Annotated in this window: 13 protein-coding genes; 2 read left to right on the top strand and 11 right to left on the bottom strand. The window is 51.9% G+C overall.

Annotated features, from left to right (window positions below; genetic code table 11):
• Positions 1-77: 77 nt before the first annotated feature.
• The 4 genes from DT73_RS00650 to cysJ all read right to left on the bottom strand — a co-directional run bounded on the left by DT73_RS00650 (position 78) and on the right by cysJ (position 5,390).
• Entirely contained in the window at positions 78-857 is a 780-nt protein-coding gene (locus tag DT73_RS00650; RefSeq protein WP_235234353.1) for an SDR family NAD(P)-dependent oxidoreductase, read from the bottom strand.
• Positions 858-1,121: 264 nt separating this feature from the next.
• The gene (gene cysH / locus DT73_RS00655) at positions 1,122-1,856 is read right to left on the bottom strand and encodes a phosphoadenosine phosphosulfate reductase (protein WP_036102549.1); all 735 of its coding nucleotides are present in this window, start codon (positions 1,854-1,856) and stop codon (positions 1,122-1,124) included.
• A gap of 13 nt (positions 1,857-1,869) precedes the next feature.
• Positions 1,870-3,582, bottom strand: a complete 1,713-nt coding sequence (gene cysI / locus DT73_RS00660) for an assimilatory sulfite reductase (NADPH) hemoprotein subunit (protein ID WP_036102551.1) — start codon at positions 3,580-3,582, stop codon at positions 1,870-1,872.
• On the bottom strand, positions 3,582-5,390 hold the full coding sequence (cysJ, locus tag DT73_RS00665; protein WP_036102554.1) for an NADPH-dependent assimilatory sulfite reductase flavoprotein subunit: 1,809 nt from the start codon (positions 5,388-5,390) through the stop codon (positions 3,582-3,584). The genes cysI and cysJ overlap by 1 nt, the downstream gene beginning before the upstream one ends.
• Positions 5,391-5,908: 518 nt before the next feature.
• Between cysJ and queD the strand changes: the two genes are divergently transcribed.
• Positions 5,909-6,274, top strand: coding sequence for a 6-carboxytetrahydropterin synthase QueD (queD, locus tag DT73_RS00670; RefSeq protein WP_036102557.1), 366 nt, complete (start codon positions 5,909-5,911; stop codon positions 6,272-6,274).
• A gap of 41 nt (positions 6,275-6,315) precedes the next feature.
• Here the strand turns inward: queD and queE are convergent, their stop codons facing one another.
• The 6 genes from queE to rlmD all read right to left on the bottom strand — a co-directional run bounded on the left by queE (position 6,316) and on the right by rlmD (position 14,993).
• Positions 6,316-6,987, bottom strand: a complete 672-nt coding sequence (gene queE, locus DT73_RS00675; RefSeq protein WP_036102883.1) for a 7-carboxy-7-deazaguanine synthase QueE — start codon at positions 6,985-6,987, stop codon at positions 6,316-6,318.
• Between the two features lie 145 nt (positions 6,988-7,132).
• A complete protein-coding gene (eno, locus tag DT73_RS00680; protein WP_036102559.1) occupies positions 7,133-8,431 on the bottom strand; it encodes a phosphopyruvate hydratase in 1,299 nt (432 codons plus the stop codon).
• 176 nt (positions 8,432-8,607) lie between these two features.
• Positions 8,608-10,245: a glutamine hydrolyzing CTP synthase gene (pyrG, locus tag DT73_RS00685; RefSeq protein ID WP_036102562.1), complete on the bottom strand. Its 1,638-nt coding sequence runs from the start codon at positions 10,243-10,245 to the stop codon at positions 8,608-8,610.
• 226 nt (positions 10,246-10,471) lie between these two features.
• Entirely contained in the window at positions 10,472-11,263 is a 792-nt protein-coding gene (gene mazG, locus DT73_RS00690; RefSeq protein ID WP_036102565.1) for a nucleoside triphosphate pyrophosphohydrolase, read from the bottom strand.
• Between the two features lie 146 nt (positions 11,264-11,409).
• Entirely contained in the window at positions 11,410-13,644 is a 2,235-nt protein-coding gene (gene relA, locus DT73_RS00695; protein ID WP_036102567.1) for a GTP diphosphokinase, read from the bottom strand.
• A gap of 44 nt (positions 13,645-13,688) precedes the next feature.
• On the bottom strand, positions 13,689-14,993 hold the full coding sequence (rlmD, locus tag DT73_RS00700) for a 23S rRNA (uracil(1939)-C(5))-methyltransferase RlmD (RefSeq protein ID WP_036102569.1): 1,305 nt from the start codon (positions 14,991-14,993) through the stop codon (positions 13,689-13,691).
• A gap of 54 nt (positions 14,994-15,047) precedes the next feature.
• Here rlmD and barA point away from each other — a divergent pair, with 54 nt between their 5' ends.
• Positions 15,048-17,813 carry a two-component sensor histidine kinase BarA gene (barA, locus tag DT73_RS00705; RefSeq protein WP_036102572.1) on the top strand — a complete coding sequence of 922 codons (2,766 nt, stop codon included), beginning with the start codon at positions 15,048-15,050 and terminating at the stop codon, positions 17,811-17,813.
• Between the two features lie 54 nt (positions 17,814-17,867).
• Here the strand turns inward: barA and DT73_RS00710 are convergent, their stop codons facing one another.
• Positions 17,868-19,013 (bottom strand): glycerate kinase, encoded by a 1,146-nt coding sequence (locus DT73_RS00710; RefSeq protein ID WP_036102574.1) that lies wholly within the window; start codon positions 19,011-19,013, stop codon positions 17,868-17,870.
• Between the last annotated feature and the right edge of the window lie 56 nt (positions 19,014-19,069).

Genomic DNA, 19,069 nt, shown 5'->3' on the forward strand with positions numbered 1-19,069 from the left:
AGTGTAGCACAGGGGCTGGCAAAATGGGCAGTTGCCGGGTAAGTGCTCAGCGCCTTTCCCGGCAAGCCATTTTGTCGTTATGGCGCTATTTGCCCACCATTCACATCAAGGATCTGCCCGGTGATATACCCGCTGCAGGCATGTGATGCCAGGAACAGGAAACTGGGTGCGACTTCCTCGCTGCGGCCAAAGCGCCCCATGGGGATAGAACCGGCAATTTTATCCCGCAGTTCCTGAGGCTTATCTTCATGGAAGGCCGTATCAATAGTACCGGGAGATACAATGTTGAAGCGAATACCGTCTTTGGTAAATTCTTTGACCCAGTTGCGGTGTATATCGTGCAGCCAGGCCTTGGATGCTGCATAAATACCTGCGCCGATACCGCCGCCTTCGCGCCCGGCAATCGAGCCGGTACTGATAACCGCCGCTGTTTTACCGCAGGCTTTGGCGCTGGCACGCAAAAATGGCAGAGCGTATTTGGTCATCATCAATGCAGAGCGGGCATTAAGATCCATTACATGGTCATAGAATGCATCGTCAATGGCTTCCAGACCGGCGCGGCCCCCTAAACCACCTGCATTATTGACTAACACATCCAGCCCACCGAAATGTGCCGTAAAATCCGCAACCAGTTTTTCGCAGGCGGCAGAGTCACATAAATCCGCCTGAAAATAAGCGGCATCGCCACCCAGTTCCCGCAACGCGGCAACCACCTCAGCCATTTCCTCTGGCGGGCGGCGGCCATTAATCCCTACCTGCGCACCGCTTCGGGCAAACGCCTGAGCAGCCGCCAGACCCACACCGGCAGTGCTGCCAGTAATCAGAACCCGTTTTCCATGTAAATCGTTAAACATCATTCCCTCCTTTTAATTAGTCATACTATTTATAACGGCGCATGCGATGAATTGCGATAATAAAACCAGATTCACTGCAAATTTGTGACACCCATCCACTTATTAGTATGACTAATTAAAAGCTGAGGCACAAAAGAGTAAACAGTCAACAACCCAGAAGAATAAGTGAGCGCAGGAAGAAAGCAGTGGCAGGCTGTCGGCGGAGTATTGAAGTTGAAGCAGAGAGAAAACCGCACCGGGGTAATTCCCCAGTGCGGTTTGCAGAGATTAACCTTCGTGCAGGCCACATTCCCGTTTCAGGCCGAAGAAACGCGTTTCTTCTTCTGCCATGCCCGGCTCCCATTTGCGGGTGGTATGGGTATCACCTACAGAGAGGTAACCCTGGTCCCACAATGGGTGATATTTCAGACCATGTGCAGTAAGGTACTGGTAAACCTGGCGGTTATCCCAGTCGATTATCGGCAGGATCTTAAACACTTCACGCTGGATAGCCAGCACCGGCAAAGCGGCACGGCTGCCAGACTGCTCACGGCGCAACCCGGCAAACCAGGTACCTGCATTCAGCTCTTTGAGCGCACGGTTCATGGGTTCAACTTTGTTGAGAGTATTGTATTTCTCAATGCCTTCAACACCCTGCTCCCACAATTTACCGTAACGCGCTTCCTGCCAGGCCGGGCTTTGTTCCGCCCGGTACACTTTCAGGTTAAGCTTGAGCTTGTCGGTCAGCTCATCAATAAACTGGTAGGTTTCCGGGAACAAATAGCCAGTATCGGTGAGGATAACCGGGATATCCGGATATTGCTGCGTGACCAGATGCAGACACATCGCCGCCTGAATACCAAAGCTGGAAGAGAGCACAAACTCACCACTCAGGTTTTCCAGCGCCCAGGTAACGCGCTGCTCAGCGGTCAGCTTTTCCAGTTGATTATTAGTTTCAGCCAGCTCCATTACGCGCTCAGCTTTGGGCAGCGCATTCAAGGCTTCTCTGTCAAACGTAGCCATATTTGCCTCCAGGTTATTCCCAGAAATCCCGGGCCGGGTCCAGTACCGGGCGCACAATACCGGTGCGCACCGCAAAGTCACCAAACCCTTCATCAGATTCACGCTGTTCCGCCCACTGGCCAACCAGGGTATCCATGATGCTGACGATTTCTGCATCAGTGATATTTTCGCGGTACATGCGTGGAATACGTGTGCCGTTACGGTTACCGCCAATGTACAGGTTATAACGGCCAGGTGCTTTACCAATTAACCCCACTTCGGCAAGCAGCGCGCGGCCACAGCCATTCGGGCACCCGGTTACACGCAGTACGATATGCTCATCGCTCATGCCATGTTTCGCCATGATGGTATCCACCTGGTCCACAAAGCCCGGCAGGAAGCGTTCTGCTTCGGCCATTGCCAGTGGGCAGGTTGGGAACGATACGCACGCCATCGCGTTTTCACGCTGAGGGGTTACACTGTTCATCAGGCCATGGTCACGCGCCAGTTTCTCAATCGCTGCTTTTTCACTTTCCGGCACACCTGCAACAATCAGGTTCTGGTTGGCAGTCAGGCGGAAGTCACCTTTATGAATACGGGCAATTTCACGCAGCCCTGTTTTCAGTGGGCGACCAGGATAATCCAGGATGCGACCATTTTCGATAAACAGAGTCAGGTGCCATTTGTCGTCAATGCCTTTCACCCAGCCAATACGGTCGCCACGGCCAGTAAATTCATACGGGCGAATCGGGGCGAATGTGATACCGGCACGGCGCTCAACTTCGGCTTTAAATACATCGACACCCACACGTTCCAGGGTGTACTTGGTTTTCGCATTTTTACGGTCTGTACGGTTACCCCAGTCACGCTGCGTGGTAACCACGGCTTCAGCCACCGCCAGAGTGTGTTCCAGCGGAATAAAACCAAATTCACTTGCGGTGCGCGCGTAGGTTTTCTTGTTACCGTGGTCGATAGACAAGCCACCACCCACCAGCAGGTTAAAGCCAACCAGCTCGCCGTTTTCTGCAATGGCGACAAAGTTCATGTCGTTGGCGTGAAGATCGACATCGTTTTGCGGCGGCACAACCACAGTGGTTTTAAATTTACGGGGCAGATAAGTGGCACCCAGAATCGGCTCTTCATCTGTGGTGGCAACTTTTTCCTGATCCAGCCAGATCTCTGCATAAGCACGGGTGCGCGGCAGCAGGTGTTCTGAAATTTTCTTCGCCCATGCATAAGCCTGCTCATGCAGGCGCGATTCCACCGGGTTGGAAGTACACAGCACATTACGGTTAACATCGTTAGCCGTCGCCAGGGAATCCAGGCCAACTTTATGTAATAACTGGTGGGCAGATTTCAGATCTTTTTTCAGGATGCCATGGAACTGAAATGTCTGGCGGTTGGTGAGGCGAACACTGCCATACAGGGTTTCTTCACCAGCAAACTCTTCAATTGCCAGCCACTGTTGCGGCGACATCACACCACCCGGCAGGCGGCAGCGCAGCATCATGGCATGGCGTGGTTCCAGTTTCTGTTCAGCACGCTCAGCGCGGATATCGCGGTCATCCTGCTGATACATGCCGTGAAAGCGAATCAGCAGGAAGTTGTCGCCATGGAAACCGCCCGTCAGGCCATCATTCAAATCTTCAGCAATAGTTCCGCGCAGGAAGTTGCTGTCAAGTTTCAGGCGTTCTGCATCGGCCAGTTTGCCTTCAACCACCAGGGGTCCAGGATGTTTTTCACTCATTAGTAGACATCTCGCTGATAACGGCGCGCCAGGCGCAGCTCACTTAAATATTCGTCTGCCGCTTCGGTGTCCATATCACCATAAGTGGCAATCACGTCCAGTAAAGCCTGTTCAACATCCTTTGCCATACGGGATGCATCGCCACAGACATAAATGTGCGCGCCTTCGTTAATCCAGCGCCACAGTTCTGCGCCCTGTTCACGCAGTTTATCTTGTACGTAAATTTTATGATCCTGGTCGCGTGACCAGGCCAGGTCTACCTGATTCAGGACGCCTTCTTTCACCAGCGCCTGCCATTCAACCTGGTACAGGAAATCTTCAGTAAAATGCGGGTTGCCAAAGAACAACCAGTTTTTCCCTTCAGCCCCGTCAGCAGCACGTTGCTGCATAAATGCGCGGAAAGGCGCAATCCCCGTGCCCGGGCCAATCATAATGACCGGCGCCTGGCTGTCTTCTGGCAGACGGAAATTGTCGTTATGTTCGATAAACACCCGCACTTCACCGTCTTCTTCAAGGCGGTCCGCCAGGAAGCCAGATGCACCGCCAGTGCGTGCGCGGCCTTCGATGCCGTAACGCACAACACCGACAGTAATATGTACTTCGTTTTCCACTTCTGCCTGAGATGATGCGATGGAGTACAGACGGGGCGTCAGTGGCCGCAACAGGCCTGCCAGTGCCTGTGCGTCGAGCTGTGCCGGAGCAAAGCGCACCATATCCACAATAGGCGTACTGGCGGCATATGCCTGCAGGCTGGCTTTATCGCCCACTTTATCCAGCAGAGCGTCGTTACGGGTTAAGGTGGCATATTTCTCAACAATTGCCGCGGTATTGACGGTCAGTTCAAAATGCCACTGCAGAGCTTCGGCCAGAGGCAGGGTTTTATCACCCACGGTGACCGGCTCATCGCCTTTAAGCCACAGCAACTCCACCAACTCTTTGACCAGTGCCGGATCATTCTGATACCACACACCCAGTGCATCACCGGGTTGATAACGCAGGCCAGATTCCCCAAGGTCAATTTCCAGGTGACGCACGTCTTTATCTGAATTGCGGCCAGTAATTTTTTGGTTCACCGACAGCGCAGCACTGAGTGGGTTTTCTTTAGTGTAAGGGCTGGTGTAAACCTCATTGACAGCACCACTGGCAAGTACAGCTGTAGGGGTTGCGCTCGACGCAGGCACACGGTCTTTCAGCAGTGCGACCACTTCTTTACGCCAGGCCTCTGCAGCAGGCTGGTATTCAACATCGGCATCAACCCGTGCAAGCAGGCGCTCTGCACCCAACTCGGCCAGTTTGCTGTCGAAATCTTTCCCGGACTGGCAGAAGAATTCATAAGAGGTATCGCCAAGGCCCAACACCGCAAAGGCCGTTTCCGGCAATTTAGGCGCTTTTTTGGAGAACAAGTATTTATGCAGCGCAACCGCTTCTTCCGGCGGTTCGCCCTCACCCTGAGTGGAGGTGACAACCAGTAAGAGTTTTTCCTGAGCGATTTGTTTGAATTTGTAGTCGCCCGCACTGACCAGTTTCACATTAATATTTTCTGCCAGCAGGTCGTCACGCAGTTGCTCTGCAATACGGCGGGCATTCCCGGTTTGGGAAGCGCTGAGCACCGTCACAGAAGGCGCTTCTGCCGCCGCCGGTGCGGCTGCCACAGCGCCCGCTGCGCCAGTCTGGTTAACCTGGCCCCAGAAGTAGCCAGATAACCAGGCCAGCTGAGTTGGGGTGAAATCAGTCGTTGCCGCCTGCAGGCGGGCCAGTTGCTCCGGACTAAGCGGAAGCATCGCTGTCGGTGGGACCTGTTTTGTCATGCGTCGTTATGTTCCAGTAGCACAATGAGGCTGTTTTAAATAAACAGTCAATAACCCCAAATCACTCAGGCTGACTGGCTCAAAGCCGTCGCCTTATTTTCCGCGTGGTGCCACAGCGTGAAGCTGCCGAAGGTATGCACCCGCGCAGAGCCGGGGCGGATTAATGACATTATTGATAAAGACAATGTCGATAAGGGTAACGGCGGGCATAATAACAATTAAATAAGTGATAGAAATAATAAATAACCAAATTGACTAATCACTTTTTAAGGTAATGAATAACGGTAAAACCGGTAGATTAATGCATTGATTTTATTTATTAAAATAAGATAAAGCGCTCTGGCATACCAGGCAAAACCTGGGAGCAGGTGTTCGGGGGGAAATAATTTACTGACAAGGCGCGCCAGCACCTGGAAATCGCAGGCATACAAAGCAGGTGTAAAGACAAGTATTGTTAGTGCGTAAAACAGCCATTTAATGTACTATGCGGCGGTTTTTTTGCTTTACCAGGACTACCTATGGCTACCAGCTTATTTAAAGATTTTACATTTGAAGCGGCGCACCGCCTTCCCCATGTTCCGGAAGGCCACAAATGCGGCCGCCTGCACGGGCATTCCTTTATGGTGCGCCTGGAAGTGACCGGCGAAGTTGACCCTTACACCGGCTGGATTATTGATTTTGCCGAACTCAAAGCCGTATTTAAGCCGACCTGGGAGCGCCTTGATCACCATTATCTCAACGATATCCCCGGGCTTGAAAACCCCACCAGTGAAGTGCTGGCGAAGTGGGTATGGGATCAACTCAAGCCTCAGTTACCCTTGTTGAGCGCAGTAATGGTGAAAGAGACTTGCACCGCAGGTTGTGTTTACCGCGGCGAAGCCTGATTCCCTCTCGCGTGCCCCAAAAGTGGGGCACACGCCCCGCCTCAGGCTATGTTCAGGTATTTGTGCGTCTGCATGGATAACCGCCAGTTACGCTCAATACAGGTTTCAATACATAAACGAGTGGCGTCTTCTTTCTGGCTGATGGGCTGGAGCGCGATAATACGCGGTTTCTCATCAGAAAGCGTTGCAAGCAGGGCATCCAGTGCTTCGATATCTCGCACCCGGCCTACCGGGTGTTTGATTTCATCGGCCCGCACCAGTGCCTGCCCCAGCACATCATAACCACCGCGCATATTCACTTTGGGTGAAACGGTAACCCAGGTGTTTGCCGTTGCCAGCACCTCATGCGTACCACTGGTTTCAATCTGGCACTGGTAACCGTGTTGTTCGAGCAACTGAGTAAGTGGCGTTAAATCGTGAATACAAGGCTCACCACCGGTAATCACCACATGGCGCGCGGTGTAACCCTGGCGGTTGGCAACAGCAAGCAACTCTTCTGGTGTTGACGCAGCCCACTTATCACTCTCTTTAGTTTTCGCCATGACCGAAAACAGCGAGACTTCCCGTTCCGCGAGCTTATCCCAGGTGTGTTTAGTATCACACCAGGCGCAACCCACCGGGCAACCCTGTAAGCGAATAAAAATGGCTGGCACGCCAGTAAAGTAACCCTCGCCCTGCAAGGTCTGGAAAATCTCATTAATCGGGTACTGCATAGTCAACTCGGTAAAGGAATAAACCGTTATTATCGCAGATCCTGGCGGGCAGATCATGTCGGTAATGAAACCGTGCCACAGAACCGAAAACATCAGGTACAAAAAAACCCGCCGAAGCGGGTTTTTTCAGTAAGAGAGCAGACGATTAAGCCTGGCCTTTCACTTCTTTCAGACCGTTGAACGGTGCGCGGTCACCCAGTGCTTCTTCGATACGAATCAGCTGGTTGTATTTAGCAACACGGTCAGAACGGCTCATAGAACCAGTTTTGATCTGGCCTGCTGCAGTACCTACCGCCAGGTCAGCGATGGTTGCATCTTCAGTTTCGCCTGAACGGTGAGAGATAACGGCAGTGTAGCCAGCATCTTTCGCCATCTTGATAGCAGCCAGAGTTTCGGTCAGAGAACCGATCTGGTTGAATTTGATCAGGATGGAGTTAGCGATACCTTTTTCGATACCTTCTTTCAGGATTTTGGTGTTGGTTACGAACAGATCGTCACCAACCAGCTGGATTTTGTTGCCCAGAGCTTTAGTCTGGTATGCAAAACCGTCCCAGTCAGATTCGTCCAGACCGTCTTCGATAGATACGATCGGGTACTGTTTGGTCAGGTCTTCCAGGAAGTGAGTGAATTCTTCAGAAGTGAACGCTTTGTTACCTTCGCCAGCCAGAACATATTTGCCGTCTTTGTAGAATTCAGAAGCAGCACAGTCCATAGCCAGAGTAACGTCTTTGCCCAGCTCATAGCCAGCAGCTTTAACAGCTTCAGCGATAACAGCCAGTGCTTCTGCGTTAGAACCCAGGTTAGGCGCATAGCCACCTTCGTCACCAACAGCAGTGCTCATGCCTTTAGATTTCAGAACTTTAGCCAGGTTGTGGAAAACTTCAGAACCGATACGGATCGCTTCTTTAACAGTTTTAGCGCCAACAGGCTGAATCATGAATTCCTGGATGTCCACGTTGTTATCAGCGTGTTCACCACCGTTGATGATGTTCATCATTGGCAGCGGCATGGAGTATTTACCCGGAGTGCCGTTCAGTTCAGAGATGTGTTCGTACAGCGGCATGCCTTTAGCAGCAGCGGCAGCTTTGGCGTTAGCCAGAGACACAGCCAGGATTGCGTTAGCACCGAAGTTAGATTTGTTTTCAGTACCATCCAGATCGATCATGATCTGGTCGATAGCAGCTTGATCTTTAGCGTCTTTACCCAGAACAGCCTGAGCAATCGGGCCGTTTACCGCAGCAACAGCTTTGGTTACGCCTTTACCCATGAAACGGGATTTGTCGCCATCGCGCAGTTCCAGCGCTTCGCGGGAACCAGTGGAAGCACCTGACGGGGCTGCAGCCATACCTACGAAACCGCCTTCCAGGTGAACTTCGGCTTCAACAGTCGGGTTACCACGAGAGTCGATGATTTCACGACCGATGACTTTAACGATTTTGGACATTAGGTTTTCCTCAGTACAAGTTAAACTAAAACTCCAGACAACAACGCGCCAGTGTAGCCCATTACAACTGTTTTAGCCCGCTAACGTTTCCAGGCAACCTGGTACAACCACCATTCGCGGGCTACGTTACCAGCGTGGCAGGCACTTACCGACCCCGCCGCGTTGCCGTACTAATATCACTTCTCTTGCCGTTTCTGGTATTCACCGGCGGCTTTCACAAAGCCTGCAAACAGTGGATGCCCATCGCGCGGCGTGGAAGTGAATTCCGGGTGGAACTGGCAGGCTACAAACCACGGATGGTCAGCCACTTCAATAATTTCAACCAGTTGGTCATCACCGGAACGACCCGCAATACGCAGCCCTGCGGCTTCAATTTGTTTCAACAACATGTTGTTGACTTCATAGCGATGACGATGACGTTCAACAATCACCGGCGCGCCATACATTTTACGCACCAGGCTGTCGTCGCTCAGTTGGCATTGCTGGCCACCTAAACGCATCGTACCACCAAGATCACTTTTCTCAGTACGGACTTCAACGTTACCGTCTTCGTCACGCCATTCAGTAATCAGTGCAACCACCGGGTACTTACAGTCTGGCACAAACTCAGTTGAGTTAGCATCCTTCATCCCTACCACATCGCGTGCAAACTCAATCAGCGCGACCTGCATCCCCAGGCAGATACCCAGGTAAGGGATTTTGTTCTCACGGGCATAACGCGCGGTGGCGATTTTGCCTTCCACACCACGGTAGCCAAAGCCGCCGGGGATAAGAATGGCATCGAGGCCTTTAAGCAGCTCGGTGCCACGCGTTTCTATATCCTGTGAATCGATAAGCTTGATGTTCACGGTTAAACGGTTTTTCAGACCACCGTGTTTCAGTGCTTCAATCACCGATTTATATGCATCTGGCAGCTCGATGTATTTGCCCACCATACCGATGGTCACTTCGCCTGCCGGGTTTGCTTCTTCGTATAAAACTTGTTCCCACTCGGAGAGGTTGGCTTCCGGGCAGGTTAAGCTGAATCGTTTACAAATATAATCGTCCAGCCCCTGTGATTTCAACAGGCCCGGAATTTTATAGATAGAATCGACGTCTTTCAGAGAAATAACAGCTTTTTCCGGGACGTTACAGAACAAAGCAATTTTCGCACGTTCGTTAGCCGGAACCGCACGGTCTGAACGGCAAATCAGGATATCTGGCTGGATCCCAATAGACAGCAGCTCTTTCACAGAATGCTGTGTCGGTTTGGTTTTCACTTCACCAGAAGCACCCAGGTATGGAACCAGAGTCAGGTGCATGTACAGAGTACGTTCACGACCGACTTCGGCTGCCATCTGGCGAATGGCTTCCAGGAATGGTAAAGATTCGATATCGCCAACGGTACCGCCGATTTCAACCAGAACAACATCGTGGCCTTCGCCACCTTCAATGATGCGCTCTTTGATAGCGTTGGTGATATGTGGGATAACCTGAACTGTCGCCCCAAGGTAATCACCACGACGTTCTTTGCGCAGAACATCGGAGTAGATACGCCCGGTGGTGAAGTTGTTACGACGGGTCATCTTGGTACGGATGAAGCGTTCGTAGTGGCCCAGGTCCAGATCGGTCTCAGCGCCGTCTTCAGTAACGAACACTTCCCCATGCTGGATTGGACTCATAGTACCCGGATCGACGTTGATGTACGGATCCAGTTTCATCATGGATACATTGAGCCCGCGGGCTTCGAGAATAGCGGCAAGGGAGGCTGCGGCAATGCCTTTACCCAGAGAGGAAACAACCCCGCCGGTAACAAAAATATAGTTCGTTGTCATGCTGAACCTGAGAAGTTAGGTTTAAAAGACGATGGAATAACCAGGACGGGAAAGTAGTATACCTGAACAGCGCATCGCTCACAAACTTTCATTCTTCACTCTCTGGCCGGACACCGAACGTAGTACGAGCGAAGAAAATAGCTTGTCAGCCATAAATGTTTTTGACGTAAATCAAGCGCTTGTTATTTAATTTTTCAGCTAACTCGCGCTTGATCGTAAAAACCATTTAAATATCAATTTCCTGGCACTTAACTTGCTGCCACGCGCGCTCCATCTGTACCAGAGTGGCCTGTTCGAGTGTCAGCCCCTGCTGGCGGATAATCGCCTCAACCTGGCGAAAACGGCGTTCAAATTTCAGGTTCGCTTTTTGGAGTGCTGTTTCAGCTTTTTTCCCTAAATGGCGCGATAAATTGACTGTGGCAAACAACAAATCGCCCACTTCTTCTTCCAGTTTATCTTCATCCACCACCGCCTGGCTGGCTTCATGCATAACTTCATCAATTTCTTCATGCACTTTTTCCAGAACCGGGCCAAGCGTTGTCCAGTCGAACCCGATTGCTGAGCAGCGTTTTTGTATTTTGTGTGCCCGCATCAGCGCTGGTAGTGAATGCGGGATATCATCCAGTACTGAAAATTGTTCTTTTTCTGCACGCTCTTCGCGTTTCGTTTTTTCCCAATTGGCGAGCACTGCTTCACTGTCACTCAGTGTGGCATCACCGAAAATATGCGGGTGGCGGCGCTCAAGTTTATCGCTAATGGCGGCGCATACACTGGTGAAATCAAAATGCCCTGCTTCCTGCGCCATTTGTGCGTAAAACACGACCTGAAATAATAAATCCCCCAGTTCGCCACGCAAATCGTCAAAATCTTCCCGTGCAATCGCATCCAGCACTTCGTAAGTTTCTTCCAGAGTATAGGGAGCGATACTGGAGAACGTTTGCTCTTTATCCCACGGACAACCACTTTGCGGGTCACGCAAGCGCCGCATAATGCCCAACAGGCGTTCTATTTCGGTCATTTCGGTTCCTTAAAGATTACAGCGAGAAAACAAACCATGAGGGATGACTACCGACTGGCATGGCATGTGCAAAATGACACTCCCGGGCAGAGAACCCTGCCGGGAGTGTATCAACGGGTGAGAGGTATACATTGAAGCCGTGTGAGTTAACCGTGCAAACGGCGTGCGTCAATCACATCCGGCAGTTGGTTAAGCTTGCTCAACACGCGCCCCAACACCTGCTGGTTGTAGATTTCGATATCCATATCAATGGTTGCCAGTTGCTGCTTCACATCGCTACGGCTGGCAACACCCAGCACGTTAACTTTTTCGTTAGCCAGAATGGTGGTGATATCACGCAACAGGCCACTGCGGTCATTTGCCGTTACCCGCACCACCAGCGAATAACCACTGGAATAGCTTTCACCCCACACGGCATCAACCATACGCTCTGGCGCATTGGCCTGTAGCTCTGCCAGCTGCTCGCAGTCTGCGCGGTGAATAGAAATACCGCGCCCCTGGGTGATATAACCAATGATATCGTCCCCCGGAATCGGCTGGCAGCAACGGGCAATATGGTGCATCAGGTTACCCACACCTTCCACTACCACCCGGCCATTGTCTTTGCGGCCCGGGCCTTGCGGTGCATAGGTTTTTTGCTGGAGTTGTTTCAGCGCCTGTGCATCCTGCTCTTCCGCACTGGGCTTATTAAACTGCGATTGCAGGAAATTCACCATTTGGTTCAGGCGAATGTCGCCGCCGCCAATTGCTGCCAGTAATTCCTCCACTTCATTGAAGTTGTAACGCGGCAACAGGTGTTTTTCGGCATCTTTCAGGCTGATACCTAAATGCGCCAGTTCATCATCAAGGATCTGGCGCCCGGCGAGGATATTTTTATCCCGATCCTGCTTACGGAACCAGGCGTGAATCTTGGCCCTGGCACGGCTGGTTGCCACATACCCCAGGTTGGGGTTTAACCAGTCGCGGCTTGGGTTAGGCTGTTTCTGCGTGATGATGTCAATCTGGTCGCCCATCTGCAATTGGTAGGTGAACGGGACAATGCGCCCACCTATTTTCGCGCCAATGCAGCGGTGGCCCACATCACTGTGGATGTGGTAGGCAAAATCGAGCGGTGTAGACCCGGCTGGCAGGTCAACGACATCGCCTTTCGGGGTAAAGACGTAGACCCTGTCATCGAATACCTGGCTGCGCACTTCATCCAGCATTTCACCGGTATCTGCCATCTCTTCTTGCCAGGCTATCAGTTTACGCAGCCAGGCAATGCGGTCTTCATGGCCTGAACGGCCACTGGCCGATGCAGTACCTTCTTTGTACTTCCAGTGCGCGGCAACGCCCAGTTCAGCATCTTCGTGCATCTGTTTAGTACGAATCTGGATCTCTACCGTTTTCCCTCCCGGCCCCAGAACCACCGTATGAATTGACTGGTAGCCATTGGGTTTAGGGTTCGCGACATAGTCATCGAACTCATCGGGCAAGTGGCGATAATGGGTATGCACAATCCCCAATGCCGCGTAGCAATCCTGCAAACGTTCAGCCACGATGCGCACTGCTCGCACATCAAACAACTCATCAAACGCCAGGTGCTTTTTCTGCATCTTGCGCCAGATGCTGTAAATATGTTTTGGCCGGCCGTAAACCTCAGCCTTCACACCTTCTTCTTTGATGGATTCACGCAGTTGCCCAACGAACTCTTCAATGTAGTGTTCGCGGTCAAGCCGCCGCTCGTGCAGCAACTTGGCAATTCGTTTGTACTCATCGGGGTGCAGGTAGCGGAAGCAATAATCTTCCAGCTCCCATTTCAGTTGCCCGATCCCCAGGCGGTTCGCCAGCGGGGCATAAATATTGGTACATTCTTTTGCCGCCAGTACGCGTTCATCTTCCGGCGCATCTTTCACTTCGCGCAAATGTACGATACGTTCAGCCAGTTTGATGACCACGCAGCGGAAATCATCCACCATTGCCAGCAGCATACGGCGGACATTATCAACCTGTTCTGAAGAGACTGCGTCTGTATGGGTGGCTTTCAACTGGCGAATGGCATCCATGTCGCGCACACCATGAATCAGCGAGGCAACCGATTTGCCCATGGCTTCCTGGATGTCGCTTTCACTGACCACCTGGTTATCTGCCAGCGGGAAGAGCAGTGCGGAGCACAGCGTGTCGGTATCCATACTCAACATGGTGAGGATTTCTACCATTTCCACACCACGCCACAGAATCAGGTTGGCGTCGTCATGGCCTTCAATTTGCTGCTGGCAATAGCGCACGGTATCCGCTAAGCGGGCGCACGACTGCTGGCTCGCTATACCCAGACTTTTTATCCATGTTTCAGGGGCAAACTCGCCAACGTTATTGATATGTGCACTTCTTACCGCAACCATTGTCCTCTCCTTTCGGGACTCATTCTGGCAGATGGGGGCCAGTTTCAATCTTTTGATTTTTCGAACAACACCATCGATTCCAGGTGACCAGTGTGCGGGAACATGTCCAACATTACCAGCCGTGTAATCTGGTAACCCGCGGCCTGTAATGCCTCGCTGTCACGCGCCAGAGTCGCCGGGTTACAGGATACATAAACAACCTTTTCTGGCGCGAGCCGAATAACCTGGGGTATGACCACCACAGCACCCGCCCGTGCCGGGTCGAGTAATACTTTGGTAAAGCCCTGCCTGGCCCAGGGTTGCCGGGTAACATCCGATTCCAGGTTCTCATGGTAGAACATGGCGTTCAGACAACCATTATCAAGGGCATTTTGTTGCGCCTTTTCTACCAAAGCAGGAACCCCTTCCACCCCAACAACCTGCGCCGCGCGTTTTGCCAGCGGCAGGGTAAAATTCCCCATGCCACAAAACAGGTCCAAAACCCGGTCCTGTGGTGTAACAGCCAGCCACTCGCAAGCCCGAGCCACCATCTGCTGATTAACCTGGTCATTCACCTGGATAAAATCTCGCGGGCTAAAGCTTAAGCGTAGACCGTCCGACAGATACCAGGGTGTATCACCGCTGATTCTTGTTAATACGTCACTTTCCGGTGCCAGAAATAGCGTCACCTCGTGTAAATGCGAAAATTGTTCCAGTTTTTCCTGGTCTTGCGAATTTAACGGGCGGGTGTGGCGCAGCACCATAACCGGGCCACTTTCAGCATCCACCAGTTCCACATGGCCAAGATAGCGAGCCCCCTGCAATTGTTGTAAACAAGCCTGCAGTGGTTTTAATAATGCTTCAAGGCGACGCACCAAAACCGGGCATTGCTGTATGGTTACCAGGTCATTACTGGCACTTTTGCGAAAGCCCATCTGTAAAGACTGCGTTTTGGGAATAAAATTCAGACTAAGCCGTGCACGGCGCCGGTATGCCCAGGGTGTACCTGTAATTACATCATCAACAGGGCGTTTTAACATGCGGGCCAGAGAGCGGGATTTACTTTGCTGCTGCAGGGTAACTGAAGCATGTTGTTGTTGGCAGCCGCCACATACGCCAAAATGGGGGCAGACGGGTGAGACCCGTTCCGGGCTGTCATTCAGCCTGCGTAACAGTTTTCCTTTGGAATACTGGCGCTTATCTTCAGTAATGGTGACATCAACACGTTCACCCGGCAGTGCGCCAGGAATAAATAATGCTTTACCGTTGTGGCGTGCCACGCCTTGCCCAAAGGTGTCCAGGTCGTCAATAGTAACGGTGAGTGATTGACGCGTCGCCACGCGTCTTTTTGCAGAGTAGAATTGCGCCATGTGCTCGTTTTTACTTAATAATTACTGCGACATATTGTCCCATACTGGAACGTCATGACCAACTACAGCCTCAGAGCCCGAATGATGGTACTGATCCTGGCACCCACGGTGTTGATCGGTTTGTTGTTGAGTATCTTTTTCGTTGTACATCGCTATACCGATTTACAACGCCAACTGGAAGATGCCGGAGCCAGTATCATTGAACCACTGGCTGTCTCCAGTGAATACGGCATGGATCTGGATAACCGTGAATCGATACGCCAGTTAGTCAGTGTGTTGCATCGCCGCCATTCTGATATTGTACGCGCCATCGCGGTGTATGATGACAAGAACAACCTGTTTGTTACATCTAATTACCATCTTTCGCCGGATAATTTACGCCTCGCCTCCGGCCAGCCGGTTCCCCGGAAGCTCACTATCACACAGCAGGACAGCAACAGCCTGATACTCCGTACTCCCATCATTTCTGAAGACTACCAACCGGATGAATCCCCGGTTGCGGGGGCAAAACAGCCACATAATACACTGGGTTACGTTGCTCTTGAGTTGGATTTGCGCTCAGTACGCTTACAGCAGTACAAAGAAATTTTCATGGCATCACTCATGCTTATTCTCTGTGTGGCTATCGCACTTGGGTTTGCCTGGCGCTTAATGAAAGATGTCACCCGCCCAATTCGCAATATGGTCAATACGGTAGACCAGATACGCCGCGGGCAACTCGATACGCGCGTCGAAGGTTTTATGCTTGGCGAACTTGATATGCTGAAAAATGGTATCAACGCCATGGCCATGTCGATAACGGCGTACCACGAAGAAATGCAGCATAACGTTGACCAGGCGACATCGGATTTACGAGAAACCCTGGAGCAGATGGAAATCCAGAACGTCGAACTGGATCTCGCCAAAAAACGCGCTCAGGAAGCCGCCCGTATCAAATCCGAGTTCCTGGCAAATATGTCCCATGAATTGCGTACACCACTTAATGGTGTTATTGGCTTTACCCGGCTGACACTCAAAACGGAACTGAACGACACACAACGTGATCACCTGCAAACCATTGAGCGCTCAGCTAATAACTTGCTGGCAATCATCAATGACGTTCTGGATTTTTCCAAACTGGAAGCGGGCAAATTGATTCTGGAAAGTATCCCCTTTTTGCTCCATAACACGATGGATGATGTGGTTACTCTGTTGGCTCATTCCGCCCATGACAAAGGCCTGGAGCTGACACTCAGTATAAAAAATGATGTGCCGGATAGTGTCATTGGCGACCCGCTACGCCTGCAGCAAATCATCACCAATCTGGTGGGGAACGCTATTAAATTCACGGAACAGGGCAACATTGATATTGTGGTGGAGTGCCGTTCACACGCCAACCAAAAAGCACAAATCGAAATTCGCATTCATGACACAGGGATTGGTATTCCGGAACGCGACCAGTCACGGTTATTCCAGGCCTTCCGCCAGGCTGATGCCAGCATTTCGCGCCGCCATGGTGGCACTGGCCTGGGTCTGGTTATCACGCAGAAGCTGGTTAATTCGATGGGTGGCGATATCTCGTTCCACAGCCAGCCAGGCCAGGGTTCAACCTTCTGGTTCACGATTAATATTGACCTGAACCCCAATGCCATCAGAGATATGCATATCACCGAGTTTCTGGCAGGCAAGCATATCGCCTATATTGAGCCTAACCATACTGCGGCGCAAAGCACGCTGGAGTGGCTGGAATCCACACCGGCACAAGTCTCATGGCGTGCCAAACTGGATGATTTAAAAGCAGAGAGAATCGATGTGCTGATCATGGGTGTGTCAGTGACCTCCCACGAACCATTATCAATGGAACAGGACTTGTTTGCCCGGGCGTTACAACGCTGTACCAGCCTGATTATCGCTCTGCCCTGTTATGCGCAAATTGATGCGGAAGGCCTGAAAAAAGGCGGTGCCGCAGCCTGTATTCTGAAACCTATTACGCCAACCCGCCTGCTGCCACTGCTGGCTGAATGCTGTGGTAACCACCCTGAGCGCCATGATGATATTCACCCATACAGCCCGCTGCCAATAACGGTGATGGCTGTCGATGACAATCCGGCTAACCTGAAACTGATTGGCGTATTACTGGAGGATTTAGTGCAGCAAGTGGTGCTGTGCAACAGTGGCCGTCAGGCTGTGGAAAAAGCCCGCAGTGGTCATTACGACATTATTCTGATGGATATCCAGATGCCGGATATGGATGGCATTCATGCCTGTGAGTTAATTCGCCAGATGCCTCATTTGCACAAAACGCCAGTGGTGGCGGTTACCGCTCACGCAATTGCCGGGCAGAAAGAGAAAATGCTGCGTGCCGGTATGAATGACTACCTGGCAAAACCAATTGAAGAAGACAAATTACGCAGCCTGTTATTGCGTTACCACTCATCGTCTCATGGCATGTTGCCCGCTACTACGGCATTCCAGCAACAGGATATCCCATTACCAGCCAATGACGTCTCTCTGGACTGGCAACTGGCAATACGCCAGGCAGCAAATAAGGTGGATCTGGCGCGTGACATGCTGCAGATGTTGATAGATTTCTTACCGGAAGTACGCAATACCGTAGAAGAGCAACTGGTAGGGGAAGCACCTGGAGACTTGCTGGACAACATTCACAAACTGCATGGTAGCTGTGGGTATAGTGGTGTGCCCCGGCTGAAAAACCTCTGTTTCCTGATAGAGCAGGCACTGCGGAACGAGACGCCAGCCAGTGACCTTGAGCCGGAATTACTCGAATTACTGGATGAAATGGATAATGTCGCCAAAGCCGCGAAAAAAATCCTTGGATAACACAGTAACTGCCCGTTGCAGCCAACGGGCAGAAAGCAGCATCAGCAAAAGCGGTTACTGCGCGAGTTTTTGGCCCACCTTGAGAATAGCCGCAATATTACGTGCCGTATGTTCCAGGTTTTCGCCTGCATCATTCAGAGCCTCTTCCAGGGTGCACACGCGGCTCAGTACACTGAATACAGCATTCAGACCATGCTGGTAAACGACAGAGACATCACTGGAAAGGCTACCGCCAATCCCGATAACGGGCTTATTAAACCGTTCCGCAATACTGGCAACACCCACCGGCACTTTGCCGTGAATACTCTGGCTGTCGATACGCCCTTCTCCGGTAATGACCAGGTCAGCATCCTTGATGATATCTGCCAGCGACAATGCTTCTGTTACTATCTCGATTCCCGGGCGTAAGCGTGCCTGGCAAAAAGCATACAACGCCGCGCCCATCCCACCGGCTGCACCCGCACCCGGCAGATTCAGAACATCTTTATCCAGCGTTTTCGCGATGATACCGGCATAGTGCTCCAGTGCCTTGTCCAGTTGCCCGACCATTTCAGCACAAGCCCCTTTTTGTGGGCCAAACACCGCAGAAGCGCCCTGCGGGCCGGTCAGTGGGTTGGTTACATCGCATGCCGCGTCAATCTGGCATTTTGCCAGCCGCGGGTCCAGGCCGCTGATATCAATCCGGTCCAGTTTCTGTAATGCCGCTCCCCCGGCGGGAAGCAGCTGGCCCTGGCTGTCCAGTAAACGGGCACCCAACGCCTGAACCATTCCTGCACCACCATCGTTGGTTGCACTACCGCCCAGGCCAATAATGATGTGCTTCACGCCCTTCTCAAGGGCATGGCGAATCAACTCCCCGGTCCCCCAGGATGTTGTCAGCAATGGGTTACGCTGCCCGGCTGGCAGTAGCTCAAGGCCGCTGGCTGCCGCCATTTCAATAAACGCCACATTGCCATCGCCGGAAATACCATAAAAACTGTCACAAGGTTCACCCAGAGGGCCTGACACACTGACTTCAATGATGCTCCCCTGTGTTGCCGCCACCATCGCATCAACGGTTCCTTCTCCGCCGTCGGCGACCGGTACGCACACATACTCAGCTTCAGGGTAGACTTCCTGAAAACCTGACCGGATATGCCCGGCAACCTCTTGCGCACTCAGGCTCTCTTTAAATGAATCAGGTGCAATCACTATTTTCATATGCCATCCCTCTGCTTAACGGTGACCTCTTGGTTACGTACTGACTGGCAGTGCCA

Source organism: Mangrovibacter sp. MFB070 (assembly GCF_000705335.1).
Lineage (GTDB): Bacteria > Pseudomonadota > Gammaproteobacteria > Enterobacterales > Enterobacteriaceae > Mangrovibacter > Mangrovibacter plantisponsor.